This is a genomic window from Streptomyces sp. LZ34 (assembly GCF_053890475.1).
Window position 1 is genome coordinate 2,245,512 of the sequence record NZ_CM132680.1, and the last position, 24,546, is coordinate 2,270,057.

Consider the following 24,546-nt stretch of genomic DNA (forward strand, 5'->3'; position numbering starts at 1 on the left):
GGTCAGGGCATCGTCGAGGGTGGCCTCGTCGAGGGTCGCCTCGTCGGCCAGACGGGCGGCGGCGAGGATGGGCGGGGCCTCGCCCTCGTCCAGCAGTTCGGTCCACTGCTGAGTGGTGAGGGCCAGGTAGCGCAGGTCGGGCAGGTCGGCCAGGACGGCCAGGTCGCGGACGGTGGCCCGGGAGAGGTCGCCCGACGATCCTCTCGGGGCCGAGACGGCGGGCGGGCTCCAGCAGGGAGATGTACCCGTCGTCCTTCTCGTAGGCTCCCCGCTCCAGCAGTTTCAGGTGGTGGCCGAGCAGCGAGGTTATCGAGTCGGCGACGTAGGCCGGGCCGGCGTCGTAGTCGCGGCCGATGCGAATCACCTGGCCGGGACGGCCGTTCCGGGCCGGGGCAAGGTCCACCGCCAGGTAGTTGCCGTCCTCGCCGCTGCCGAAGGGCAGCCAGGCCGGGTGCCCGCCGCAGCGGCGGACGGTGTCGGCCGGGTCGGTGTCGAAGACGACCGAGTGCCAGGCCAGCTCCCAGCTGCACCAGCTCGGTTCGCGCCGGCCGGCATGGACGGCGACCAGGCCCTTCAGCGCCAACCAGGCATTCCCCCCGAGCAGGTAGCGGTGCTCGAAGCCGATGCCGTCGCCGTCGGCGATCGAGTACAGCGCCCGCAGGTCGGCGGGCAGGGGCTGGCCGATGCGGCGTTCGGCCTCGTCGAGCGCGGCGGCGGACGCGGGCGGCGGCAGTTGCTCGGGCCGCCCCAGGATCGCGGCACGCCGCTCCATGTAATCTCCTCGACGATCCGCCGCGCGGCCCGCTCAACCATGTCGTGCTCCCGTTCCTGTCGGTACCGCCGGTCATCATCGCAGTGGGCGGTGACAGAGCGGACCGGCCACAGCCTCCCCTCAGCCCCCGGCCCCGGGGCGGACACCGGAGCGCGCCCCGTCACAATGGGGCCATGTCCCGACGCGCACGACGCCCGCAGCCGCCCCGCCCGGCCCCCTGCCCCTGCGGGCTGCCCGCCGCCTACGACGACTGCTGCGGCAGACTGCACCACGGGCAGACCCGGGCGGCCACCGCCGAGCAGCTGATGCGCTCCCGCTACAGCGCCTTCGTCCGCCGGGACGAGGCGTATCTGCTGCGCAGCTGGCACCCCGACACCAGGCCGCCCCGCGTCGGCTTCGACCCCGCGCTGCGCTGGCAGGGTCTGGACGTCCTCGGCACCACCGAGGGCAGCGCGTTCCACACCACCGGCACCGTCGAGTTCCGCGCCCACTACACCGAGCACGGCCGGGCCGGGGAACTCCGCGAGAACAGCCGGTTCGTACGCCACGACGGGGACTGGGTCTACCTCGACGGCGTCATCGACGCCTGAGCCGCGCTACGGACTACAGCCCGTTTCCCCGGGCGACCGCCGGAAGACCGAGTTTCTGAAGTCGCTGGGCGCCGTTCCATAAGCGGCGCGAAAGGCGCGGCTGAAGTCCGCGAGGTGTCGGAATCCCCACCGGATGGCGATGTCGCCTATCGTCCGGTGCCTCAACCGCGGGTCGATGAGGTCGGTCCGGCACCGTTCCAGACGGCGGCGTCGAATCGTGGCGCTGACCGTCCCGGGCTGCGTCCGGAACAGCAGATGCAGCGTGCGTACGGAGATGTGGTGGTGCGCGGCGATGGCGGCCGGCCGCAGTTCGGGATCGCCCAGGTTGTGATCGATGAACGCGTTGACGCGTACGAGCAGCACGTGCTCGCGGGTCTCCACGGGCAGGGCGTCACCAACGTCGAGCAGGGCCGCGAAGAAGGCAGCGGCCAGATCGACACCGATCGTGCCCATACGGTGGAGTTCCGCGAGACCGCCGTGGGCGGCACTGTCCGGGAAGCCGGACAGGAAGTGGCCGAGCAGCACCCCTGCGGGAGATCGGGCGACGAGAGATCTGCCCAGCAGCTGGTCCATTTTGTCGAACGGCAGCGGCAGGGAGGTTCTGGGCAACTGCATCAGGCTCACTCGATGCCGGCAGCCATCCTGGCTCGGGAAGTCGGCGGCCAGCGGGTGAGACGTGTCGAAAACGGCCATGCCACCGGATGTGAGGCAGGCGACGTTGCGGGACTGCTCCAGTTGGATCATGCTGCCCTGCACCAGGAACAGGAAGTAGTTCTCCGGGTCGTGGCGCCGGATTTGGGCAGGTCCACGACGGGCCGACAACGGTGAGAAGGAGAATGTCGCCACCCGGGTACTGGGCAGGTCGACAGCGTGGACTCTCCCGCGGAAAGGGTTCGTCCGGTCGCTGGTCAGCGTCACGGACATGACATCGTTCTCCATCATGTGCCGCCACCACTCGAGCCGGTCCCGCGGTGGCACTCCATCGGTGGACAGCGACACCAGTGGCCCCGGTGCGCCCGACCGCCCCTGGCCCGACTCCCCTCCAGTCGACCTGTGCACGTAGAGATGATCCCGGCCGGGACAAGGCTGCGTACAGGCTGTTGTCGGTCAAAGCGCCAGACATCGAGCACGGCCCGCACCGCCTGCGCGGTATGCCAACGAAGACTGCACGGAGTGCTAACGCCCGCGGAGACAGTCGACGCCAGACTCGGCTCGCACCGGATCGTTCTTCTTCCACGACTAAGCACGACTAAGGGGGACCACCGTGCGTTTCCAGTTCCATGGAGCTGTACGGCGTGCCGTCACCGCCGCCGCCTCGCTGGCTCTGTGCGCGGGCGGCCTGGTGGTGAGCAGCGCGGGAACCGCCCACGCCGCCGCCATCTGCGCCGGCACGAAGATCGACACGCTGGAGTTCTACTCCGGCTACACGTACCTGTACTACAGCAGCGCCACAGGTAAGAACTGCGCCTACACAGTCCCCAAGTCGGGCAGTGGTACACGGCAGTTCATGTATGTGGGCCTCTTCCGGGCCAGCGACAACGCCGGGGTGTGGGACGAGGGCGACTACACCCAGTACGCGGGCCCGGTATACCTGGACGCCCGTGGCACCTGCGTCCTCTTCAACGGCCAGGTCAGTTCCTGGTCCGGCAACTCCGGCTGGGGGCACTGCGGCGCCCTGGCGGCCGCCGAGGACGCGCTCCCGACGGCGTCGGCGGTCGTGCGATGAGGCGCCCGCCGCGCTCCGCCCAGCGGATCGCGACCGTCGCCGGCGCACTGGTCCTGGCCGCGGCGGGCATGGTGGCCACCTCGACCACCGCGCACGCCGCCTCGTACAACGGCGTGTGCGGTGCGGGCTACGGCGTGGTCGAATCGGCCGCCATCGGCGACGCCGGCACGCTGTTCCTGACCTGGAACGGTTCGACCGGCAAGAACTGCGCCGTCGCGGTGCGCAACGCGCCGGGCGCGGCCATCTGGATGGAGGTCTGGGTGTCGCGTACCGCCGACGGTGGCGGCGACGTCGACAACGGCTACTTCACCAGCTACGCGGGCCCGGTGTATGTCAGCGGCCGCAACACCTGCATCGCCTTCAGCGGCACGATCGGCAGCCAGTCGGTCACGCGAGGCCCCGGCCACTGCGGCTGACCCCCAGGCACAGGGCTCAAGCGGACGCCCTCCGGGCGTGTCCGCAAGCCCCGGACGGGCTGAAATCAGCCCGCCCGGGGACGCCCCCGGCTACCGCTGGGAGGTACCCCCGCCCAGCGGTAGCCGGGGGAGCTTGAGGACCGGGGTCCGGGACGGGGCCCCCACGCGGCGGGCCCCGGGGGTCGCGCGCCGCGATGTTTCCCAGGATGTTGCCGACGACTCCTGGCGCAAGGTCAACTCCCCCCGGGATGCTGGGGCGCTGTGCGTGTGAACCACGCGAAGCCGAGGGTTCCCTGGAGTTGCCGTGCCCCCTGTCGCTCTCGCCAGACCCGTGGCGGTGCTGGCCGCGGTGTCCGCCCTGTTGCTGGGCGCCGCCGGTCAGGCCGCCGCTGACAGCACCCCCTCCCCCGCTCCCGAGCCGCTGCCCCGGTCCTCCGCCGAGATGCTGCGGCCCGTCGCGCCGCCGGCCGCCAGCGGTGCGCGCGGGCGGGACGGCGCCGCGGTGCGGTCCGTCGTCGACGGCGACGGGATCGAGACCGCCCGCAGCTCGCGGCCGGTCGCCCCCGGGACCGAGCTGACCTCGTACGACCGGCTGGAGTCCGACAAGTGGCTGCGGGTCGACTCGCTGTCGGTGGACCTGGCGAGCGGCACGAAGGTCGACTACCTCTACCCAGGCCAGGTCGCCGCCCGCGACACCGTCTCCAAGCTGGCCGCCGAGCACGACCCGGGGCCGGGCCGTCGTACGGTCGCCGCCATCAACGGCGACTTCTTCGACATCAACCAGACCGGCGCGCCCGAGGGAACCGGCATCAGCGCGGGCCGCGTGGTCAGTTCGGCCTCGTCCGGCGCGGCCGGGGGCCGCGCGGTCGGCATCGGGCCCGGCGCCGCGGGCCGGGTCCTCCAGCTGTACTTCGACGGCACGCTCACCCTCCCCGACGGCCCGCACCCGCTCGCCGCGCTCAACTCGGCCAATGTGCCCGCCCAGGGCATCGGCGCGTACACCGCCCAGTGGGGGGAGGCGGACCGCGCCCAGACCGTCGACGGGGCCGGAACGAAGCGCACCGCCGAAGTGGCCGTCGTGGACGGCAAGGTCACCTCCGTGGCCACCGCGCCCGGCAAGGGCGCGATACCCCCCGGCACCACGCTGCTGATCGGCCGCGACGCGGGAGCCGACGCGCTGGCGAACCTGGCCGTCGGCGACGCGGTCTCGTGGGAGTACCACCCGCGCCCCGACAGCGGCGACGTGCCCGACACGGCGGTCAGCGGCCGGGAGTTGCTGGTCGTGGACGGCAAGGCGGTCGGCCACGACGGCGAGGGCAACAACACCGCCGCCCCGCGCACGGCGGTCGGCTTCTCCCGCGACGGCCGTACGATGCGGGTCCTCACCGTGGACGGGCGGCAGGCCGACAGCGGCGGCGTCACGCTCACCGAACTCGGCGTGATGATGAAGGACGCGGGCGCCTACAGCGCGCTCAACCTCGACGGCGGCGGCTCCTCCACGCTGGTGGCCCGCGCGCCCGGCAGCGACACGGCGCGGGTGGAGAACAGCCCGTCCGACGGCAGCGAGCGCACCGTCCCCAACGGCCTGGCGTTCACCGCCCCCGACGGCAGCGGCCGGCTCAAGGGCTTCTGGGTGGAGACCGCGGCCGCCGCCGGAGCGGCGCCCACCGTCGACCCCGTCAAGGGCGGCCACCCCGAGCGCGTCTTCCCAGGGCTGACCCGGCAGTTGACCGCCGCCGGATACGACGAGACGTACGGACCCGCCGAGGGCGCTCCGACCTGGCGCTCGGCCGACCCGCACATCGGGCGGGTGGACGCCGACGGCACCTTCACCGCCCGGCACAGCGGCGACACGTCGGTCACGGCCCGCCGGGGAGCCGCGAAGGGCGACATCGAGCTGACCGTCCTCGACGACCTGGACCGGATCCAGCCCACCACCCGGCTGATCGGCCTGAAGGACGCCGAGGCCACCGGCCGCTTCGGGGTGGTGGGCCTGGACGCGCACGGCACCAGCGCGCCCGTCGAACCGTCCGACGTCCGGCTCGACTACGACCACGACCTCTTCGACATCACCCCGGACCAGGACTCGGGGGACTTCACCGTCAAGGCCCACGGTGGACAGGGCGCAGGTCAGGTCAAGGTCACCGTGGCGGGCACCACCACCCGGCTCGCGGTCACCGTAGGGCTGACCGAGCGGCAGGAGGCCGCCTTCGACGACGCCGCGCAGTGGACGTTCAGCCAGGCCCGCGCCTCCGGCTCGATCGCGGCCACGCCCGACGGCCACAGCGGCACCACCGGTCTTGAGCTGACCTACGACTTCACCCAGTCCACCGCCACCCGCGCCGCGTACGTCAGCCCGCCGCAGCAGATCGCCGTGGAGGGCCAGCCGCAGTCGTTCGGCCTGTGGATCAAGGGGGACGGCAAAGGGGCGTGGCCCACGCTCCACCTCAAGGACGCGGCGGGCTCCGACCAGTTGCTGCGCGGCCCGTATGTCACCTGGACCGGCTGGCGGCACGTCGACTTCGCCGTCCCGGCCGGGGTCTCGTATCCGCTGAAGGTCAACCGCTTCTATCTCGCCGAGACCGGCGCCACCCGCCAGTACACCGGCCGTATCACCATCGACGACCTCACCGCGCAGGTCCCGCCCGCCGTGGACCTGCCCGCCCAGACGGCCTATCCGGACCCGCTGATCACCACCGCCGCACGCGCCGAGGGCCGCGACTGGCGGTTCGCGGTGATGTCGGACGCCCAGTTCGTGGCCCGCGACCCGGACAGCGCGATCGTCGCCCAGGCCCGCCGCACCCTGCGCGAGATCAAGGCGGCGCGCCCCGACTTCCTGGTCATCGACGGCGATCTGGTCGACGAGGGCTCCCCCGCCGACCTCGCCTTCGCCCGCAAGGTCCTCACCGAGGAGCTGGGCGACGCCGTGCCCTGGACTTACGTGCCGGGCAACCATGAGGTAATGGGCGGGAAGATCGACAACTTCGAGTCCGAATTCGGCCCCGCGCACCGCGTCTTCGACCACCGAGGCACCCGCTTCATCACCCTGGACACCTCCAGCCTGAGCCTGCGCGGCGGCGGATTCGACCAGATCCAGGAGTTGCGCGCCCAGCTCGACGCGGCGGCGAAGGACCCGGAGGTCGGCTCGGTGATGGTGATCGAGCATGTGCCCCCGCGCGACCCCACCCCGCAGCAGGGCAGCCAGCTCGGCGACCGCAAGGAGGCCGCGCTGCTGGAGGGCTGGCTCGCCCAGTTCCGCCGTACGACCGGCAAGGGCGCGGCGTTCATCGGCGGCCATGTGGGCACCTTCCACGCCTCGCGGGTCGACGGCGTGCCGTATCTGATCAACGGCAACTCGGGCAAGAACCCGGCCACCCCGCCCGACCAGGGCGGCTTCACCGGCTGGTCCATGGTCGGCGTCGACCGGGTCTCCCGGCACGAGCAGGCCCGCGCCCGGCAGGCCCCGTGGACCGGCGGGCCCGACTGGGTGTCCGTACAGACCAGGGCACACGTAGATGGGCTGACCGTCACCGCCCCGGCCGAACTGCCCGCCGGGCAGCACGCCGAGGTCACCGCGACCGTGCTCCAGGGCGAGGGCGCCAACCCCCGCCGGGTGCCGGTCGGCTTCCCGGTGAGCGCGGACTGGACCGGATCGCCGAACCTCTTCGTCGGCGACCCGGACGACGCCCGGCACCGGCCGCGCTACGTCGCCGCGTACGACCCGACGACGGGCCGGCTCACCGCGCTGCGCCCGGGGTCCGCGACCCTCTCGGTGACGGTGAACGGGGCCGTGGCGAAGGCGAGCTTCACCGTCACGGCCCAGCAACTCCGTACCGCGGGGTAGTGCGTCACATGTCCCGCCGAACGCCGTCCACTTCGTCCAGATAGGCGCCCAGCGGCTGCAGAGCCGCCCACAACTGTTCGAAGTGGGCGGCGAAGTAGCTCATAAAGGTGGGGTCCTCCACGCTGAAGCCGTTCAGCTTCTGGCGGGGACCGCCGGAGAAGGCCAGGAACACCACGCTGTCGTCGATCAGGGCCATGTTGAGGCCGTCGGCCGAGGCCGTCCAGCGCAGCACGCCGGCCTCGTAGTTGAGGATGTGTCTGCTGTCCTGGTAGTGCTGGCGCGCCCAGGACAGCATGTCCCGGTCGGGGCGCCCTTCGTGCTCGGGCACCCCGATGATGCGCCGCACACACCGCTCGTCCTCGGTGTCCTCACCGGCCCAGTCCAAGATCGCCTGGAAGTACTCGGCCGAGGCTCGGGTGGTGTACTGGCTCGGCGGATAGCGGCGGTTGTAGGTGACCCGGATCTCCGAGTGGGCCTGGCGCACACGCTCACAGGCCGCCTCGTAGAACTCGCGGTTGTTGCGGTACCAGCGCGCGGCCAGCATCGCCTGGCCCACGGCCGCCGGCCCCTCCTCGATCGGCACCACCACCGCCGCTGCGGCTCCGGTGACCGCCCCCTTCGGCCCCTGACGCAGTTCGTCGAGCTCCCGCTTGGCCCGCAGCCAGTACTCCTGCCACTCCTTGGTGCCCCCGTCACACGCCTCCACGAACGCCGCGGTGTGCGGCCAGCTGGGAAACCGGCGGCCGTTGAGGATCGCGGAGACGGTGCTGCGCGCACAGCCCATCTTTCTCGCGAGGGTCTCCTCCGTGGGCTCGTTGAACGTGCGCCGCCGCAGCTCACGCAGTTGCGCGGCGAAGGCGAGCTGCGGGGTCGGTGGGAGTGACGGTGTACGCCGGTCGGACATGGTGCTCCCCCCTGATGGACACAGAACGGCACTGAGCGTCCGTCATTGTCCGTGCTTGCTACGGGCGTTCACCAGATTACCGTGAGTGCACTTCCCGTGACCGTGAAGTTCCCCGCCCGTCTGCGATTCGTTGTCCTGGCCAGGGCCCGGATCCACACTCCTGACAAGCGGCCGCCACCGGCCGGCACTGGCCGACACCGAGAGGAAGGAGTACCCCATGTGATCCGATCGACCGCCGGACAGTAGGCCCCGGCCTGGGACTTCCCACAACAAGCCAAAGGCCGCCCCCTGGTGCTTCTGGCTGGAAGCAGGGAGCGGCCTTCATGCTCGAAACACAAGGAGACCTCGTGCTCGTCAGTTTCAGGATAGACCTCCCGCGCGTCAGCGCGGCCTTCGTAGGGCTGCTGGTGCTGGGCGTCGTACTGGTGATGTCCCCCTCGGCCGCCGCGGCGGCCCCCGCCGCCCTCCAGGAGGCGCGGTGGCTGCTGCCGGCCGCCGTCGGCCTGCTGCTCGGTGTGCGGTCCGGTGTGAGGACCGCGCGATGAACCCCCGCGAGCTGGTGCTGACCTGCCCGCGGTGCGCGGAGCGCGGCCCGCATGTCGTGTACTCCACGCCGGTGGTGGGCTGCGCAGGCCAGTTGCTGATCGCCGAGTCGGCGGAGTGCCGACGCTGTCGTCACCGCACCGCACAGCGCGTGGGGCGGCTGGAGAGGTGCCTCCCGGGCGGCCTTCCGGCCCGTACGGACTGCCCGTGACGGCGTCCTCACCCCGGGGGTGGGGCGGCCCGGCCGCCTCACCCCTCGGGCGCCGCGTCCTCAGGTCTGCGACCAGACGCGGCGGAGCTGTTCGAAGCGGGTGGGCAGCGGGGGGCGCCGGGCGGCGTAGGTCGCGTTGGTGCGGTGGACGAAGCGGCGCCAGGAGAGCACCAGGCCCTGGCGGGTGATGGGCAGCCCGGCCGCGACGGTGACCCCGTTGTCATGGGTGTGGTGCACCGTCAGAAGTAACGCCCTCGGCACCGTCCCCTCCAGCTCCGCGCATAGCTCCTGACGCACCCGCAGCCATCGCCGCAGCACGATGACCGTGCCCGGATCCAGGCCGTGCCGGCGCGGGACGCGGTGCTTGCCGTGTTCGATGGTCACCCAGCCCGCCTCCAGGTCCAGCGCGTCGGTGCTGCAGCGCAGCAGGTCCCCGTACCGGGCGCCGGTGGCCCGGGCCAGCCCGACCACCACGGCCAGCCGCACCGTCTCCGGCCGCGTGCCCTGCTCCAGCGCCTGCACCGACAGCAGCCGCCACACCCACTCCGCCTCCGCGGCCGACACCACCGGCCGCGGATACCGGTCGGCCGTCGCGTTCCCCGTCATCCCCGTCATCCCCGCCCGCCTCTCCGGACCCGGTCCGATCCGCTTGGCACACTATTTATCGCACTCTACTTCCCACTTCCGACAGCGGGCACTCCATGGCAGGCCGGCGCGGTACGGTCGCCGGGTGCGGTTGCTGCTCATGTCCGACACCCATGTCCCGCGGCGCGCCAGGGAGCTCCCGGAGGAGTTGCTGGCGCAGGTGGCGCACGCCGATGTGGTGATCCACGCCGGGGACTGGGTCGACACCGCCACCCTCGACCTGCTGGAGGCCCGCTCCCGGCGGCTGATCGGGGTGTACGGCAACAACGACGGGCCGCCGCTCCGAGCGCGGCTGCCGGAGGTGGCGTACGCGGAGCTGGGCGGGGTGCGGTTCGGGGTGGTGCACGAGACCGGGGCGGCGCGGGGGCGGGAGGCGCGCTGTGCCGCGCGCTTCCCCGAGCTGGATGTGCTGGTGTTCGGCCACAGCCATATCCCGTGGGACTCGATGGCCGAGGACCGGCTGCGGCTGCTCAACCCGGGCTCCCCCACCGACCGGCGACAGCAGCCCCACCGCACCTATATGACGGCCGACGTGTCGGCGGGGCTGCTGGCCCGCGTGCGGCTCCACCGGCTGCCGCCCCGCCGATGACGTCCGGACACGCGGCCACTCAGCCGACGTGGACGTGCGGGCGCCGGGCCCGGTCCGGCTCGGCCTCGCGGAGCACCTCACGGGTGACGGGCGCGACCTCCCCCTGCCCGAAGAGGAAGAACCGCAGGAAGTGGGCGATGGGGTTGCCCTCGGTCCACTCGAAGTAGATGTGCGGCCGTTGGCCCGTCAGATCCCGTACGTGCAGCAGCATCCCGGCGAGCGCGTTGGGGATGGAGGAGCTGATCACCGTCAGCACGCGGAAGCGGCCGTGCAGCACCTCCCCGCACACCCGCAGCTCCGCCTCGAACTCCGACGGGTCCGAGACGGTGACCTCGACGAAGACGAGGTCCTCCTCGGGCGGTAGGTCGTTGTCCTGCCGGATCTGGCGGAGCTTGTCGCGGTACTCGGCCATGTCGCGGCTGTCCGGCTCGTTCGCGATGAACCGGATGGTGCGGTGGGCCATGTCCCGCACGAACCGGTCGGCCATGGGGTCGAGGTCCACCTGGGTGACGCGCAGTTCGAAGGCGCGGGCGACCCGGGACATCAGGGAGAGCCCGATGATGGCGGCGATGAAGCAGGCGCCGATCTTCACGCCGTCTGGCCGCTCCACGACGTTCGCCGCCGTGGTGTACACGAAGACCGCCGCGATGGTGGCGAAGACGGCCGTCCAGCGGCGCTGCCGGGCCTTGCGCGCGGCGATGGTGACGGCGATCGCGGCGGAGCAGATGAGCACCAGCACCCCGGTGGCGTACGCGCCGCCCTGGGCGTCGACGTCGGCGTCGAAGATCCAGGTCACCAGGAAGGCGATGAGGGTGAAGACCAGCACCATGGGGCGCACCGCGCGGGCCCAGTGCGGCGCCATGCCGTACCGCGGCAGATAGCGGGGCATCAGGTTGAGCAGCCCGGCCATGGCCGAGGCGCCGGCGAACCAGAGGATGACGATGGTGGAGACGTCGTAGACGCTGCCGAAGCCGTTGCCCAGGTACTCATGGGCCAGATAAGCGAGGGCGCGGCCGTTGGCGACCCCGCCGGGCTCGAACTCCCGGTGCGGGATCAGCAGGGTGGTGATGAAGCTGGTGGCGATCAGGAAGACGCTCATGATCAGCGCGGCCGTGGTCAGCAGCTTCTTGGTCCCGCGGATCCGCCCGGCCGGACACTCCTCGGTGTCGCCGGAGTCCCCTTCGACATGCGGCATGACGGCCACGCCGGTCTCGAAGCCGGACAGGCCCAGCGCCAGCTTGGGGAAGACGAGCAGCGCGACCCCGATCATCAGCAGCGGGTTGCCGTGCTCGGTGGTCAGCGCCCGGGTCCAGTCCGGGACCACGTGCGGCTCGGTGAGCACATGCTCCAGACCCACCACCACGACGACCACGTTCAGCGTCAGATAGATGCCGACCAGCACCACCGCCAGTCCGATGGCCTCGGTGAAGCCCTTGAGGAACACGGCGCCGAGCAGGGCGATCAGCACCAGCGTGACGGCCACCTCATGGCCGTGCAGGCCGCCGCCGACGTTGGGGTTCTCGACCAGGTGGGCGGTGGCGTCGGCCGCCGAAAGGGTGATGGTGATCAGGAAGTCGGTCGCCGCGAACCCCAGCAGGACCAGGACGAACAGCTTGCCCTGCCAGAACGACAGCAGCCGCTCCAGCATCGCGATCGAGCCCTGGCCGTGCGGGCTCTCCTCGGCCACCCGCCGGTACACCGGCAGCGCGCCGGCGACGGTGACCAGCACGAGCACCAGCGTGGCCACCGGGGAGAGCACACCCGCCGCCAGGGCGGCGATGCCCGGCTGGTAGCCCAGGGTGGAGAAGTAGTCCACACCGGTCAGACACATGACCTTCCACCAGGGCCGCCCCGGGTGTTCGACCGGCAGTTGGGCATGCGGGCCGGGCTGCTGCTTGGCCATGTCGGCGAGGCCCTCGAGCATCCAGGTGCGCAGGCCCCGCCGCATCCGTCCCCCGGCACCGGGGCCCGCACGGGCGGAGCTGGCCATCACGTACTCCTTCGGCAGACGGCCAGGTCAGAGTACGGGGCGGTCGGGACGGAGCCGGTTATGGCACACCGCGCGGCCGGGTGCGACGCGGCCCAACCCGCGGCCGGGGGCACCTCCCAGCGGTAGCTGGGGGAGAACCGAGCCCTCAAAAAAGGGAGCCGTCACCGGCCGACCAGTGTCCGCAGCGTCGCCGCCTCCCTCGGCAGGATCTTTTCGTCGTCCCCGGGCACGAACTCCAGCAGTACGTCCAACGGGGCGCCGGCCCGTGCGGCGCGGTGGGCGCGCAGCCGCTCGAAGGCGCCGCGCCACATCGCCTCGCGGGCCGACAGCGGCAGCCGGGTGGTGCCGGGCCACCAGGAGAAGGCGTGCACCGCGGCCACCCGGTCGATCAGCGCGTCGAGGCCGGACAGCACCTCGGCGTCGGACAGCACAGGTTCAACAGGCGGCTGCCAGTAGCTGTGCAGGTCGTCCCGGCCGACCTCGTCGAGCAGCCCGAGGGTGTGGTCGGCGCCGTCGGTGAGGGTGTTCCGGTGGAATTCGTACGCGAGCGCCACCCCGGCGTCGGCCGCGAGCGCGGCGGCGCGCCGGGTGTCCTCGACGATCTGCCGGCGCCGCTCGGGCGGGGTCTCGCGGGTGCCGGTGGCGCCCGCCCAGATCCGCACCCGCGCCGCGCCGAGCAGCAGCGCCGAGCGCAGGACCGCGTCGAACTCCTCCGGGTCGCTCACCCCGGCGCGGTAGTACGAGCCGTACGACGCGACCGCGAGGCCCGCCTGCTCGGTGGCCTCGCGCACCCGGCGGGCGGCCCGCTCGTCTCCGGCGGGCACATGGCGGTCCGCGCCCCACTCCACGCACTCCAGGCCCGCCCCGGCCACGGCGGCGATCACCTGGTCCGGGTCCAGCCGGCGGAAGGTGACGGAGCAGATGCCCAGGCGGGTGGTGGCCTCGGGGGCGCCGGTCATGCGGTCTCCTCCGTCACCCGCGGGGCGTCCCCGTCCGGGCCGCCGCCGAAGTCGACCACGGTGCTGCCTCCGTCCGGCCAGCGGACCGTGACGGCCGGTCCGTTCACCTCCGCGGTGACGAGCCCGGCCAGGGGCGGGGCGTCGGGGTCGCCGGTGAGCGAGGCGAGCGCGGCGAAGACGGTGCCGGACTCCTCCTCGCCGACGGTGCCGGTGAGTTCGGGGACCAGGGCCCAGGGCCCGTACGCGGTGCCCTGCGGGGCCCTGCGCACCGCGGAGCTCCGCCAGCCGTGCAAGGGCAGCAGCCGGCCGGTGACCTCGGGCCCCGCCAGGCATGTCTCCCCCGCCGGGGTGACCCCGTCCGCCTGCTCGGCGGCGGTGCCCGGCGGGACGGCGACGGCCCAGCCGCTGTGGTGGACCGCCGTGCCGGCGGGGACGTTGACCGTGCGGTGCACCCGCAGCTCCAGTGGGCCGCGGGCCAGGGTCAGGCTGTCGATGCGCGCGGCGGGCAGCACGGGGCCGCCGTCGGGGAAGACGGGGATGTGCGAGGAGGCCAGCCAGTCGGGGCCCGCGGCCAGCGGGGTGATCCGGAGCCGGAAGCTGCGCAGCCCGCGCGCCTCGAGGCCGATGTGGTTGTCGGGGGTGTTGGCGGCGCTGGTCGGGCCGGTGCGGGTGGAGTAGGCGAGGCGCGCGTACAGCGGGTCGCCGGGGGGCCGCTCCGCGTCCCAGGGGCGGATCTTGGCACTGCCGTGGTTGTGCAGCCGCACCAGCCCGTCGCGGCCGGTGGTCTGCACCAGGAAGCCGGGGGCGGGCAGCGCCAGCACCCGGTCCGGTCCCTGGGACGGGGCCGGTTCCTCCGTGGCGGTCCACACCGGGTGGTCGGGCGGGAGCAGCAGGGCGAGGAACCCCTTGGACGCCCAGTAGGGGGAGCCCGGTCCCGAGTAGCGTTGCAGCGTGGCCTCGTGGGGCCCGTACCAGCCCAGACTCAGCACGCCGTCCTCGGTGAGCGCGCCGCGGTCGAGGAAGTGGCGCAGCGCCCCGCTGAGCACGCGCCGGGTGGCGCCCGGGGCCAGCGGGGTGTGGTCGGTGAGGGCACCGAGCGCGACGGCGGCGCCGGCGGCGAAGCGGTAGGTGAGGGAGCGGCCGTGGTGGATGGGGGCGCCGTCGGCGTCGAAGAGCAGCGAGAACCCTTCGAGGAACTCGCGCAGCCGCGGGCCGAGGCGGTCCAGCAGCGCGCGGTCGTCGGCGAGGTGGGCGTGCAGCAGCGGATACAGGTGGAGGGCCCAGCCGTTGTAGTGGTCAAAGGCCCGCCCGTCGCCGTCGGTGTACCAGCCCTGGCCGCGGTACCAGCCTTCGAGCAGGTCGAGGGCGCGCTCGATGGCCCGGGCGGTCTCGGCGTCGCCGCGCCCGACGGACTCCAGGAATCCGGCGACGGTCAGCGGGAAGAGGTACCAGTTGTTGGGCGCGGGGGTGTGCCGCAGCGCGCCGCGCAGCCATTCCTCGGTGCGGTCCCGGGCGGCGGAGGGCAGCTTCTTCCAGGTCCACGGCGCGGTCAGGCGCAGGGCCAGCGCCACGGACGCGGACTCCACCATCGGCTGGCCCTGGATGCCGTGATGGCCGATCAGCGGCCAGGACTCGGCGTCGTCCCGCCCGGGGGTGAGGGTGCCGCGCTCGATGCCCGCGGTGTAGCGGGGCAGGAAGCTGTGCGGGTCGGCTCCACCGGCGCCCGCGACACGCAGGGCGGCCAGCAGGAAGGTGCGGGCGAATCCTTCGAGGCCGTCGGAGCGCACACCGGATCTCGACGGCGGCCCGGGCAGGTCGATCAGGCCGTGGCCGGGGGTGGCGTACCGCAGGGCGGCGCGCAGCATCCCGTCGGCGGCGGCCTCCCAGTGGGCGCGGGTCAGTCCGGTGTGCGGGCTGAGCGCGCGGTCGTCGGCGGGGAGCGGGAAGGGGAGCGGCGGGGTGGGGGTGAGGGGCATGGCGGGGGTGGGCATGGCGGGGGTGGGCATGGCGGGGGTGGGTCTCCTACTCGCGTCTGTGCTGGATGGCCCGGTGTCCGGCCTCAGGCGTCAGGCGTCAGGTGTCCGGCGTCAGGTGTCCGGCGTCAGGTGTCCGGCGTCACGCGTCAGGTGTTGGGCGTCATGTGTCAGGTGTTGGCGTCACGTGTCAGGTGTTGGCGTCACGTGTCAGGCCGAGCGGTCGAGGATCTCCGGGCGTACCGGATGGGCGAACGGCCGCCCCTGGACGTAGCCCTCGACCTCGCCGATCGCCAGGTCGGCGAGGCGCTTCAGCTCGCCGCCCTTCGATCCGGCGATATGCGGCGTGATCAGCACGTGGTCGCAGTCGTGCAGTGGCGAGTCGGCGGGCAGCACCTCCGGTTCGGTGACGTCCAGCACCGCGTACAGCCGCCCGGCCAGCACCTCGTCGGCCAGCGCGGGCTGGTCCACGATCGGGGCGCGGGCGGTGTTGATCAGCGTGCCGCCGGTGCGCATGGCCGCCAGCAGCTCGCGGCTGACCAGGCCGCGGGTCTGGGGCAGCAGCGGGGTGTGCACGCTGACCACGTCGCTCGTGGCGAACAGGTCCGCCAGCGGGACCGGGCGGGCACCCAGCTCGCTGGCCTCCTCGGCCGTGACGTAGGGGTCGTACAGCAGCACGTCGAGGTCGTGCGGGCGCAGCAGCTCGATGACGCGGCGGCCGATGGCGGAGGCGCTGAGGATGCCCACCGTCCGGCGGTAGTTGCCCGCCTCGGGGTACCGCTCGGTCCAGTCGATCCGGCGGCGCTCGGCGCGGTAGTCGCGGGCGATGTCCAGGACGCGTTTGTTGGCGAGCAGGATCATGGCGAGGGTGTACTCGGCGACGGGTACGGCGTTGGCCGCGGCGGCCGAGGAGACCGCGATGCCGCGCTCCCAGCAGGCGTCGGTGATGTGGTGGCGTACGGTCCCGGCGGTGTGCACGATGGCGCGCAGCCGGGGGGCGGCGTCCAGCGCCGGGTGGTCGACGGGTGGGCAGCCCCAGCCGGTGATCAGCAGTTCGGCGGTGGCGAGTGCGTGCTGGGCGGTCGGGGTGGTGAAGTCGTCGAGGACGAGTCCCGGGTCGAGGTCGGTCAGCCGGGTCAGCCGGGCCAGCGCCTCGGCGTCGAGCACCTGCCGCGCGGTCCTGGAAGCCATGGCGAGGACGGCGCGCGGTCGGGGGTGCGGTGGGATCACTTGACGCTCCCTGCGGTGAGGCCGGACTTCCAGTAGCGCTGGAGCAGTACGAAGGCCGCGATCAGCGGGACGACGGCGAGCAGCGAGCCGATGACGACGAGGGGGTAGTACTCGGGCGAGACGGTGGCGGCGCTGTTCCAGGTGTAGAGGCCGAGGCTGAGCGGATACAGGTGCTGGTCGGACAGCATCACCATGGGGAGGAAGAAATTGTTCCAGATGGCGGTGAGCTGGAAGAGGAAGACGGTCACGAATCCGGGCCCGAGCATCCTGAGGCTGACCCGGACATAGGTCTGCAGCTCGCCCGCGCCGTCCATCCGGGACGCCTCCAGGACCTCGTTCGGTACATAGCCGCTGCTGAGCAGGCGGGCGAGGTAGACGCCGAAGGGATTGAAGAGGGCCGGGATGAAGACCGCCCAGAAGGTGTTGACCATGCCGATGTTGGAGGCCACCAGATACAGCGGGAGGGCCAGCACGGTCGGCGGCACCATGACACCGGTGAGGACGAGGCCGAACAGCTTCTCCTTGTGCCGGAACTCGTACTTGTCGAAGGCGTAGCCCGCGGCGACGCTGATGAGCGAGCCGACCAGGGCGCCGACGACCGCGTACAGCAGGCTGTTGACGTACCACTCGCCGTAGAGCCCGCCGTCCATGGAGAACAGGTCGGAGAGGTTGCGCGCGAAGGAGAAGTCGCCGAGGGAGAAGATGTCGCTGCCGAAGAGGGCGTCGGCGTTCTTGGTGGACGCCAGCACCAGCCACAGCGCGGGCAGCATGGTGTAGAGGGCGGCGATCAGGACCACCGCGTTGGCGATGCCACGGCTGGTCAGCTTGGAGCGCCCGAAGGGCTTGCCGAGCGGTCTCGCCGGCGGCCCGCCGGAGGCGTTCACGGGGGTGGTGGGTGTGGTCGTGGTCATCACGCTCTCCGTTCCCGGCGGCCCGACCAGCGCGTCACTGCGTACGACAGGACACAGGTGACGATCAGGAGGATGACGGAGGCCGCGGAGGCCAGTCCGTAGTTGTTGCGGCGGAAGGCCGCGTCATAGATGTACATGTTGGGGGTGAAGCGGGAGTTGACCATTGGGGTGGCCTGGTTCATCAGCATGGGTTCGGTGAACAGCTGGAGCGCGCCGATCAGGGAGAACATGCACACCATGACGACGGAGCCCCTGATGATGGGCACCTTGACCTGGAGCGCGGTGCGGATGCCCCCGGCGCCGTCGATGGTCGCCGCCTCGATCACCTCACGCGGCAGCGCCTGGAGCGCGGCATAGAAGATGATCATGTTGTAGCCGAGCCCGCTCCACAGGGCGATGTTGACGATCGACGGCAGCACGGTGTGCAGGCCGAGGAAGTCGATGGTGATGTCGGCCTGGGCGAAGAGTTTGATGACCGGGCTGAGCCCCGGGGTGTAGAGGTACAGCCAGATGACGGCCGCGATGATGCCGGGGACGGCGTGCGGCAGATAGACCAGCATCTGCGCGGTCCGCCGCAGCCGGATGAGCCCCGAGTCGAGCAGCAGGGCGAGCGCGAGCGCGCTGATGACCACGAGGGGTACGAAGATCACGCAATAGAGGGCGATGGTGCCGAACCCGGAGAGGAAGCTCGGGTCCTCCAGCACCGAGAGATAGCTGCGCAGCCCGGTGAAGACGGTGCGCCCACCGCCGAAGCCGAGACCTTCGTGGTCCTCGGAGAAGAGGCTGAGGTAGATGGCGTAGCCGACGGGGATCAGGAACACGGCGATGAGCAGCGCCGTGAAGGGGGTCAGCAGAACGGCGGCGGCGATCCTCTGCTGGCGTCGTCCGGTTCTGCGGGGCGGGTCGGCGGCGGCCGCCGATGGCGGTGCCGTCCGTTTCGAGGACATGAGTGTGCTCACGGGTTACCTCGGCTTGGGCGGGATGAGGTGCGGCTCAGGAGTGAGACGGAGGGGTCGCGGGGCTCAGCCGGTGGTGACCGACAGGCCGAGGCTCTTCAGATCGGGCAGCGTTTTGCTCTGGGCGTCGCGCAGGGCCTTCAGGATGTCGCCGTTGCCGACACCGGCCTTCGCGAGCCCGTCGTCGCCGGAGGTGGTGGTCGAGACCATCCGCGGCCCCCACTTCCAGGTCGGGGAGATCAGCTCGGCCTGCTCCTGGAAGAGGCCGAAGATGTCCTGGCCGGAGTAGTAGCTGGTGTCCATCTCCTTGCGGGCGACCGGGACCAGACTGGGCACGACCGGGAAGGCGCTGCTGACACCGCTGCCGAGCTTGGCGCGCAGAGCGTCGGGGCTGGTCACCATCCAGGAGATGAACTCCATGGCCTCCTTGGGGTGGTGACTGTCCTTGGTGACCATGAAGGTCGAGCCGCCCTGGGTGCTCACCTTCGGCTTGGCCGGGTCCCACTGCGGAACCGGCGCGATGGCCCATTTGCCCTTGCCGTCGGGGGTGGACGCCATCATGGACCCCGCGGCCCAGGCGCCCGCCAGATAGCCGACCGTCTCCCCGCTGCGCAGATGGGCCCGCCACTGCTGACTGGACCCGGGCTCCACGCGTACCAGGTCGTCGTCCATCAGCCGCTGCCAGTACCGGGCGACCTTGCGGGTGGGGGCGTCGTCCATGGAGATGCGCCAGGTGTCGTCGGCGGTGTCGTACCACTGGGCCCCGGCCTGCCAGGCGTAGGCGGCCATGTAGAGCGTGCCGCCGGTGGTGAAGAGGCTGGCCATACGGGAACGCGGCTGGGCCTTCTTGAGCTTGCGGGCCGAGCTCTCGAACTCCGCCCAGGTCTTGGGCACCGGGATGTGGTTCTTGGCGAAGATGTCCTTGCGGTACAGGAAGACCATCGGCTCGATGTCCACCGGTACGGCGTAGGTGCGCCCGTCGAAGGTGGTGAGGTCCAGCGCCTGCGGCAGGATCTTGCGGCGCACCGAGTCGGGCAGCAGCTTGGTGATGTCCCGGGGCACGCCGTCAATGGTGAAACTGGGCAGCTGCGGGTATTCGATGGTGGCCACATCGGGGGAGTTGCCCGCGCGTGCGGCGTTGCTGAGCTTGGCCCAGCCGCCCTGCTCCCCCGAGGGAACCTGCTGGAAATCGACCTTGATCTTGGTGTGGGTGCGGTTGAACTCGTCGACGACCTCCTGACTGCCGCGCAGCGCCGACCAGAAAGTGAGGCGCACGGGACCGTCGCCGACATTGCCGGACCCGCGACTTGTAGAACAGCCCGCACAGCCCGCCAGAACGAGAACGAGCAGGGTGAGCAGTGCCGTTGTTCCGGCTGTGGCCCGGCGTCCGGTTGCCAGGCGTCCTGGGCGTCTATGACCAGGCATGGACCCTCCCCTGATTTCAACGGTGGAGTCAGGGGAATCCTGATCGCTTGACTGAAAAGCCGTCAATACATCGAACAGAAGAAACTGAATCGGTCAAACGATCAGAGAAGCGGGGCGGTCGAATCCCGGACGACCAGCCTCGGAAGCAGCTCCAGATGGCGGGGGGCGCCGGCCCACCGTCCCGCCTGCGTCCGCTCCAGCTGACGGGTCAGCAGTTCCAGCGCGGCCCGTCCGATCTCCCCCTTGGGCGGGGACACCGCGGTCAGCGCGATCTGCCCCATATCGGCGACCACGTCGTTGTACGCGACCACCGAGCAGTCGCGGGGGACCTCGACACCCGCCTCGCGCAGCCGCTGGACCAGCACCAGTGCGTCCATGTCGCCGTGGATCAGCGCGGCGGTGGCCCCGGCGCGGCGCACCGCGTCCGCCAGGTCCGCCTCCCGCGGATCGCGGGGACGGGGATCGGGCCCCGCGGTGCGCGAACTGAGAATGACCGGGCACCCCTCGCCGATGCCACGGGCCGCGGTCTGCGCGGCGAACTCCGAGCGGATCACCCGCGCGGTGGGGCTGTCGTCGCGCGCCGCCAGCACGATCCGCCGATGGCCCAGGGAGGTCAGGTGGTCGAGCGCCAGATGCACCCCGTAGGCGTGGTCCGAGCGCACACAGTCCAGTCCGTAGATGGCGCTGTCCCGATGGGGGCGGCGCTCCACCAGCACCACGGGGACCTCCAGGGCGCCGAGCCACGCGTGGTCCCGCTCCGTCTCCGCCGCGGCGCGCCAGCGCGGTGAGAGCAGCAGACCGCACGCGCCCGCCTCCAGCGCCTGGCGGACCGCGGGCTCGGTCCCGTGGTCGTCCGCCGCGATGTGCAGCGCGAGCCGCAGACCGGCCTTCTCGGCGGCCTCGCGCGCCGCCTGGACGGCTTCGGTGAGATAGGTGTTGCGCTCCGGGACCACCATGCCGACGGTGTCGCCGGTGGCGGTGGACTCCTCGGCCATCGGCCGCAGCGAGCGCGCCACCCCGTGGCCGCGGCGCAGCTCCCCGCGCCGGGCCAGGTCCTCCACGTCCCGCCGCACGGTGACGACGGACACCCCCAGCTCATCCGCGAGATCGGTGATCCGCGCGAGGCCCCGGGCCTCCACCAGTCCCGCGATCCGTGCCTGCCGCTTTCCCGCCGGCTCCCGCATGCACCCCACCCCTGACGCGATCGGCTTTCGTCTTCAGTCGAAACACCGCCATAGTAGCGATCATTCGATCAATACCAAGCGGCCCCCAGAACGGGGCCGACGGCCGGCCCACGGCTGGCCCACGGCCGGCCCACGGCTGAAGCAAAAACGACGGGGTGTTGAACGAGGCGTTGAACGGGAGGGGGCGGTCGCACGTACCACCCTCCGTGCGCCGGTGCGCGGCGCACGACGCCGACCCGACAGCGGCCCAACGGCTGCCCGACGCTTGGAGACCCGATCGTGAACGAGCCGGCCACCCCTCTCGTACAAGCTCTCCCGGGCGGAGAAGCGGAGCTCCGCCTCGTGCTCCATCTGTCCTGGGAGGACATCGCCAGGCTCGGCCAGGAGGCCGGCCGGCTGGCCGCCCAGCTACAGCGACCGGTGAGCCTCGACGAGGCCGTCAGCCACCGGCTGCGCGGCCGGCCGGCCGCCGCCCACGCCAAGCCCGCCCCTGACCGCGGCCAGCCGCTCGCCGCCCCCGCCCCGGCTCCCGCCGCGCCCCTGACGGCCCGGTCCCCCGGCGAACAGGCCCGGCAGGCGATCGAGAAGATCAACGGCTCCGTCCAGCACTACCAGGGCGGCGCCGAGACCACGGGCGCACCGCCCGGCCCGGCCCCCGAGGCGATCCCGAGCGACGCCCGGGGCATCCTGGAGCGCCCCACCCGCCCGCCGTCCCCCGTCAACGGCGCCAGCGACCACAACCAGTTGAGGGGCGCCTGAGGACATACTGCTCGGACCAGGTGTCGGCGCTGCCCAGTAGGGTCGCCGGGTGAGCGTGATGTGGGTGACCGTGAAGACGCCGCTGCCCACCGGGCGGATGCGGGTGGGCATGACCGACCGGGGCGTGGTGGCGGCGGCCTACACCCCGCAGGGCGCGGCCGGGTTGCCGACGGGGCCGCTGATATCCGAGGCCTCCGGCGACCGCAGGGCGGTGGCGGTGGCCGACCGCTTCGCCGACTACTTCGCTGGGCGGCGGCGGGAGTTGGAGCTACCGCTCGACTGGCAACTGACCTCCGGAGTGCAGCAGGCCGTGCTGCGCACGCTCCAGCGGACCGTCGGTTTCGGCCGCACCATCACGTACGGCGAACTCGCCGAGCGCAGCGGGGCGTTCGCGGCGGCGGATCCGGAGCAGCGGGCGCTCGCGGCGCGCACGGTGGGTTCGATCATGGGCTCCAACCCGATCTCGCTGCTGGTGCCGTGCCACCGCGTGGTGGCCGCCGATGGCATCGGCGGCTTCGGTGGTGGGGAGGCGGGGCTCGCGGTCAAGCGGTGGCTGCTGACCCTGGAGGGGTCCTTGGCCCCCACGCTGGACTGGGCGGGCCCGTCCTGACCCCGTAGGCCCTGCCTCAGGCCGGGCCCGGGGCGGCGGGGCGCGCGGCGGGTTCCGTACGGCCGGACACCGGCCCGCGACCGAGGAGTTCGCCCAGGCCCTGACGGGTGGCGGCCAGCACCACGCGGTCCTGGGGCCGCAGGACGTAGTCCGGCGGGAGGTCCCACACCAGGCCCCGCTGCCGCCCGCTGCCGTCGTCCGGGGGCGCCACGGCCAGATCGCGCAACCGGCCGCCGGGGTCCGCGGTGTCCAGGGCGACCACCCGCCAGGCACCCGGCCGGAACGCCTCGGCGACGGTGCGGCCCGCCAGCTGCGGATGGCCCGCGGCCGGCAGCGCGGCGAAGAGCAGCACTCGCCGCTCGACCGGGACCGCGCCGAGGATCTGACGCCCCATCATGGCACCCGCGAAGGCCGGGGCCGCCAGGGTGGACACGCTCCGGCTGCGGGTCAGCGCCTGCGGGTGCGCGGCCCGCAGGGTGCGGTAGACGGCTCTGGCGAAGCGGTCGTCGTACAGCCGCATGGCCACCCGCAGGCCGGGCTCGAGCGAGCGGGCGTACAGCGCGGCCTCCAGGTTGGTGGTGTCGGAGCTGGTGACCGCGAGCAGCGCATGTGCCCGGTCGATCTTGGCGGCCTCCAGCACGCCCTCCTCCGTGACATCGCCGAGGACCGTGGGCACCCTCAGCCGACGGGCCAGCGGAATGCCGCGGGCCTGGGGGTCCTCCTCCACGCACACCACCGGGATGTCCAGCTCCCGCAGCCGGGCCAGCACCCGGGTGCCGACCTTGCCGAGGCCGAGCAGTACGACATGGCCGGACATCCCGCGGGGCGGCCGGCGCAGCGCGGACGCGGTCCTGAAGGTGCCGAGCCCCTCCAGCGTGGCGGCCACCAGGACGGGCAGCAGCATCAGGCCGACCAGCCCGGACAGCAGTTGCAGAATCTGCCGGGCGAGCGGCTGGCCGAGCGCGGGGTCACCAATGCCAAGGATGTCCAGCAGCGTCACATAGGCGGCGCGCAGCGGGTGTTCCCCGGTGATCTGCCAGGATGCGACGGCGAGGGCCACCAGCACCGCGGCGAACCCCGCGACGGTCCGCCGCAGCCGGCGGGAGAACAGCGAGCCGAGCGGCACGCCCCGGCCGCCGAGCCGGCGCGGGGGCAGCGCGGATCCGGTGTGCGAGACGGCCTCCAGCACCACCGTACGGCGCCCGGTCGCCGCCGCCACGGCTTGGTCGTCGGGCAGCATGCGCGGCCCTTCGGCCCCGCTGCTGTCCGAACCTTCCAGGCCCGCCGGGTCGTTGGTGGTCGAGGAGAGCAGGGCGAGGGTGCAGAGCCCGGGGTCGGCGACCGCGTCGCGGCCGGACGGGGTGTGGATGGCGGCCCGCAGCAGCACCCCGTCGGCCTGGATCACCTTGCTGGTGCCCGCCACGGCGGTGGCCGCGAGCGCGGGCGCGGCGGTGTCCGCGTCCGACAGGACGGTGGTCGAGGCGTCCAGATCCGCCGCGTCGAGGCCGGGGTCGGCAACCGCCGCGGCCTGGTCGAGCAGCTCCCGCAGATGCTCGCCGAGCTTACGGTTGTAGAGGCGGATCACCAGCCGCAGCCGGGGGTTGAGGCGGCGGGCGCGCAGCGCGGCGTGGATGTTGATCTCGTCGTCGTCGTAGACCAGCGCGAGGGCGGCGGCCCGGTCCACCCCGGCCTCGGCGAGCACCTCGTCGTCCGGCTCGACCGCCTCCAGGACGCGTATGCCCGCGCCCGAAGGCGCGGCGGCGGGCTCCGGCGGGGCCAGCGACGGGCGGCCGACGGCCGCCGTCACCCGCCCGAACAGCGCCGCGGCCCGCGCCCGGCCGCGCCCGGCTCCCGGCGCCGCGGTCCGCGCCGACTGTGGCTCCCAGGCGGAGGGCGTGGCGGGGATGACGACGGTCACCCGCTCCCCGTAGACCTCCTTGAGTTCGGCGGCGAGGCGGTGGGCGAGCGCGTCGTCGCCGCACACGACCATGTGCGGGCCGGACGGCTCCGCCGGCGGCTGCTGGGGCAGGGTGGGCATGCGGGGAGTCTCCTGTGCCGCTCGGCGGTAGGGTGCACCGCTCTCGAACGGAAGAGCGGACTCAACAGGCCAACTTAGTAGACGTGTTCGACAGTCAAGGGCCGACAGGCCCGAATCCCGCATCGGGCGCACCGGCCGATCGTGGCCGAATACCGTCGGCCGCCCGGGCAAACATTATGACCGGTCAGATCATCTCATCGAGTTAATCCCCACGGCATCCCCCGGCCCGCCGGGCACACCGGCCATTACCGTTCCCCGAGATCTGGACGGA

21 protein-coding genes and 1 pseudogene are annotated in these 24,546 nt (G+C 72.3%); 9 read left to right on the forward strand and 13 right to left on the reverse strand.

Features of this window, described 5'->3' with window-relative positions; all coding sequences use genetic code 11:
• Positions 1-355: 355 nt before the first annotated feature.
• Positions 356-772, reverse strand: a pseudogene (locus ACWY4P_RS08000) (SMI1/KNR4 family protein); the annotation flags it as partial.
• 173 nt (positions 773-945) lie between these two features.
• Between ACWY4P_RS08000 and ACWY4P_RS08005 the strand changes: the two are divergent.
• Entirely contained in the window at positions 946-1,362 is a 417-nt protein-coding gene (locus tag ACWY4P_RS08005; RefSeq protein ID WP_456209484.1) for a YchJ family protein, read from the forward strand.
• A gap of 6 nt (positions 1,363-1,368) precedes the next feature.
• Here the strand turns inward: ACWY4P_RS08005 and ACWY4P_RS08010 are convergent, their stop codons facing one another.
• Complete coding sequence (locus ACWY4P_RS08010) at positions 1,369-2,304, reverse strand: helix-turn-helix domain-containing protein (RefSeq protein ID WP_456209486.1); 936 nt, start codon at positions 2,302-2,304, stop codon at positions 1,369-1,371.
• A 322-nt stretch (positions 2,305-2,626) separates the two neighbouring features.
• Between ACWY4P_RS08010 and ACWY4P_RS08015 the strand changes: the two genes are divergently transcribed.
• From ACWY4P_RS08015 to ACWY4P_RS08025, 3 genes are all read left to right on the forward strand, one after another.
• A complete protein-coding gene (locus ACWY4P_RS08015) occupies positions 2,627-3,088 on the forward strand; it encodes a hypothetical protein (RefSeq protein ID WP_456209487.1) in 462 nt (153 codons plus the stop codon).
• Positions 3,085-3,504 (forward strand): spore-associated protein A, encoded by a 420-nt coding sequence (locus ACWY4P_RS08020; protein ID WP_456209489.1) that lies wholly within the window; start codon positions 3,085-3,087, stop codon positions 3,502-3,504. The genes ACWY4P_RS08015 and ACWY4P_RS08020 overlap by 4 nt, the downstream gene beginning before the upstream one ends.
• Before the next feature lie 304 nt (positions 3,505-3,808).
• The gene (locus ACWY4P_RS08025; RefSeq protein ID WP_456209491.1) at positions 3,809-7,348 is read left to right on the forward strand and encodes a phosphodiester glycosidase family protein; all 3,540 of its coding nucleotides are present in this window, start codon (positions 3,809-3,811) and stop codon (positions 7,346-7,348) included.
• 4 nt (positions 7,349-7,352) lie between these two features.
• On the opposite strand, the gene ACWY4P_RS08030 is transcribed toward ACWY4P_RS08025, so the two are convergent.
• The gene (locus ACWY4P_RS08030) at positions 7,353-8,252 is read right to left on the reverse strand and encodes a helix-turn-helix domain-containing protein (RefSeq protein WP_456209493.1); all 900 of its coding nucleotides are present in this window, start codon (positions 8,250-8,252) and stop codon (positions 7,353-7,355) included.
• A 323-nt stretch (positions 8,253-8,575) separates the two neighbouring features.
• On the opposite strand from ACWY4P_RS08030, the gene ACWY4P_RS08035 reads away from it, so the two are divergent.
• Together ACWY4P_RS08035 and ACWY4P_RS08040 are read left to right on the forward strand one after the other, a co-directional pair.
• Positions 8,576-8,797, forward strand: a complete 222-nt coding sequence (locus ACWY4P_RS08035) for a hypothetical protein (RefSeq protein WP_456209495.1) — start codon at positions 8,576-8,578, stop codon at positions 8,795-8,797.
• Positions 8,794-9,006 carry a hypothetical protein gene (locus ACWY4P_RS08040; RefSeq protein ID WP_456209497.1) on the forward strand — a complete coding sequence of 71 codons (213 nt, stop codon included), beginning with the start codon at positions 8,794-8,796 and terminating at the stop codon, positions 9,004-9,006. The genes ACWY4P_RS08035 and ACWY4P_RS08040 overlap by 4 nt, the downstream gene beginning before the upstream one ends.
• A gap of 60 nt (positions 9,007-9,066) precedes the next feature.
• Here the strand turns inward: ACWY4P_RS08040 and ACWY4P_RS08045 are convergent, their stop codons facing one another.
• Entirely contained in the window at positions 9,067-9,612 is a 546-nt protein-coding gene (locus tag ACWY4P_RS08045) for a tyrosine-type recombinase/integrase (RefSeq protein ID WP_456209499.1), read from the reverse strand.
• A 124-nt stretch (positions 9,613-9,736) separates the two neighbouring features.
• Between ACWY4P_RS08045 and ACWY4P_RS08050 the strand changes: the two genes are divergently transcribed.
• Complete coding sequence (locus tag ACWY4P_RS08050) at positions 9,737-10,240, forward strand: metallophosphoesterase family protein (RefSeq protein ID WP_456209501.1); 504 nt, start codon at positions 9,737-9,739, stop codon at positions 10,238-10,240.
• A gap of 19 nt (positions 10,241-10,259) precedes the next feature.
• On the opposite strand, the gene ACWY4P_RS08055 is transcribed toward ACWY4P_RS08050, so the two are convergent.
• From ACWY4P_RS08055 to ACWY4P_RS08090, 8 genes are all read right to left on the reverse strand, one after another.
• Complete coding sequence (locus tag ACWY4P_RS08055; RefSeq protein ID WP_456209503.1) at positions 10,260-12,230, reverse strand: amino acid transporter; 1,971 nt, start codon at positions 12,228-12,230, stop codon at positions 10,260-10,262.
• Positions 12,231-12,391: 161 nt separating this feature from the next.
• Complete coding sequence (locus ACWY4P_RS08060; protein ID WP_456209505.1) at positions 12,392-13,189, reverse strand: sugar phosphate isomerase/epimerase family protein; 798 nt, start codon at positions 13,187-13,189, stop codon at positions 12,392-12,394.
• Complete coding sequence (locus ACWY4P_RS08065; RefSeq protein WP_456209507.1) at positions 13,186-15,195, reverse strand: DUF2264 domain-containing protein; 2,010 nt, start codon at positions 15,193-15,195, stop codon at positions 13,186-13,188. The genes ACWY4P_RS08060 and ACWY4P_RS08065 overlap by 4 nt, the downstream gene beginning before the upstream one ends.
• Before the next feature lie 177 nt (positions 15,196-15,372).
• Entirely contained in the window at positions 15,373-16,353 is a 981-nt protein-coding gene (locus tag ACWY4P_RS08070; RefSeq protein ID WP_456209509.1) for a hydroxyacid dehydrogenase, read from the reverse strand.
• A 35-nt stretch (positions 16,354-16,388) separates the two neighbouring features.
• Positions 16,389-17,303, reverse strand: a complete 915-nt coding sequence (locus ACWY4P_RS08075) for a carbohydrate ABC transporter permease (RefSeq protein WP_456209511.1) — start codon at positions 17,301-17,303, stop codon at positions 16,389-16,391.
• Entirely contained in the window at positions 17,303-18,250 is a 948-nt protein-coding gene (locus ACWY4P_RS08080; protein ID WP_456209513.1) for a carbohydrate ABC transporter permease, read from the reverse strand. The genes ACWY4P_RS08075 and ACWY4P_RS08080 overlap by 1 nt, the downstream gene beginning before the upstream one ends.
• A 75-nt stretch (positions 18,251-18,325) precedes the next feature.
• Positions 18,326-19,684 (reverse strand): ABC transporter substrate-binding protein, encoded by a 1,359-nt coding sequence (locus tag ACWY4P_RS08085; RefSeq protein WP_456209515.1) that lies wholly within the window; start codon positions 19,682-19,684, stop codon positions 18,326-18,328.
• Between the two features lie 101 nt (positions 19,685-19,785).
• Entirely contained in the window at positions 19,786-20,868 is a 1,083-nt protein-coding gene (locus ACWY4P_RS08090) for a LacI family DNA-binding transcriptional regulator (RefSeq protein ID WP_456209517.1), read from the reverse strand.
• 279 nt (positions 20,869-21,147) lie between these two features.
• On the opposite strand from ACWY4P_RS08090, the gene ACWY4P_RS08095 reads away from it, so the two are divergent.
• Positions 21,148-21,627, forward strand: a complete 480-nt coding sequence (locus ACWY4P_RS08095) for a hypothetical protein (protein ID WP_456209519.1) — start codon at positions 21,148-21,150, stop codon at positions 21,625-21,627.
• 58 nt (positions 21,628-21,685) lie between these two features.
• Entirely contained in the window at positions 21,686-22,237 is a 552-nt protein-coding gene (locus ACWY4P_RS08100) for a methylated-DNA--[protein]-cysteine S-methyltransferase (RefSeq protein WP_456212851.1), read from the forward strand.
• A gap of 16 nt (positions 22,238-22,253) precedes the next feature.
• Here ACWY4P_RS08100 and ACWY4P_RS08105 read toward each other — a convergent pair whose 3' ends face one another.
• On the reverse strand, positions 22,254-24,275 hold the full coding sequence (locus ACWY4P_RS08105; RefSeq protein WP_456209521.1) for an NAD-binding protein: 2,022 nt from the start codon (positions 24,273-24,275) through the stop codon (positions 22,254-22,256).
• Positions 24,276-24,546: the final 271 nt, after the last annotated feature.

Excerpts from the sequence above, each read along its gene's own strand:
- ACWY4P_RS08005 (WP_456209484.1), top strand. The coding sequence starts at position 946 with ATGTCCCGACGCGCACGACGCCCGCAGCCGCCCCGCCCGGCCCCCTGC.
- ACWY4P_RS08010 (WP_456209486.1), bottom strand. The coding sequence starts at position 2,304 with ATGATGGAGAACGATGTCATGTCCGTGACGCTGACCAGCGACCGGACG.
- ACWY4P_RS08020 (WP_456209489.1), top strand. The coding sequence starts at position 3,085 with ATGAGGCGCCCGCCGCGCTCCGCCCAGCGGATCGCGACCGTCGCCGGC.
- ACWY4P_RS08030 (WP_456209493.1), bottom strand. The coding sequence starts at position 8,252 with ATGTCCGACCGGCGTACACCGTCACTCCCACCGACCCCGCAGCTCGCC.
- ACWY4P_RS08035 (WP_456209495.1), top strand. The coding sequence starts at position 8,576 with ATGCTCGAAACACAAGGAGACCTCGTGCTCGTCAGTTTCAGGATAGAC.
- ACWY4P_RS08040 (WP_456209497.1), top strand. The coding sequence starts at position 8,794 with ATGAACCCCCGCGAGCTGGTGCTGACCTGCCCGCGGTGCGCGGAGCGC.
- ACWY4P_RS08045 (WP_456209499.1), bottom strand. The coding sequence starts at position 9,612 with ATGACGGGGAACGCGACGGCCGACCGGTATCCGCGGCCGGTGGTGTCG.
- ACWY4P_RS08055 (WP_456209503.1), bottom strand. The coding sequence starts at position 12,230 with ATGGCCAGCTCCGCCCGTGCGGGCCCCGGTGCCGGGGGACGGATGCGG.
- ACWY4P_RS08060 (WP_456209505.1), bottom strand. The coding sequence starts at position 13,189 with ATGACCGGCGCCCCCGAGGCCACCACCCGCCTGGGCATCTGCTCCGTC.
- ACWY4P_RS08065 (WP_456209507.1), bottom strand. The coding sequence starts at position 15,195 with ATGCCCACCCCCGCCATGCCCACCCCCGCCATGCCCCTCACCCCCACC.
- ACWY4P_RS08070 (WP_456209509.1), bottom strand. The coding sequence starts at position 16,353 with ATGGCTTCCAGGACCGCGCGGCAGGTGCTCGACGCCGAGGCGCTGGCC.
- ACWY4P_RS08075 (WP_456209511.1), bottom strand. The coding sequence starts at position 17,303 with ATGACCACGACCACACCCACCACCCCCGTGAACGCCTCCGGCGGGCCG.
- ACWY4P_RS08080 (WP_456209513.1), bottom strand. The coding sequence starts at position 18,250 with ATGTCCTCGAAACGGACGGCACCGCCATCGGCGGCCGCCGCCGACCCG.
- ACWY4P_RS08085 (WP_456209515.1), bottom strand. The coding sequence starts at position 19,684 with ATGCCTGGTCATAGACGCCCAGGACGCCTGGCAACCGGACGCCGGGCC.
- ACWY4P_RS08090 (WP_456209517.1), bottom strand. The coding sequence starts at position 20,868 with ATGCGGGAGCCGGCGGGAAAGCGGCAGGCACGGATCGCGGGACTGGTG.
- ACWY4P_RS08100 (WP_456212851.1), top strand. The coding sequence starts at position 21,686 with ATGTGGGTGACCGTGAAGACGCCGCTGCCCACCGGGCGGATGCGGGTG.
- ACWY4P_RS08105 (WP_456209521.1), bottom strand. The coding sequence starts at position 24,275 with ATGCCCACCCTGCCCCAGCAGCCGCCGGCGGAGCCGTCCGGCCCGCAC.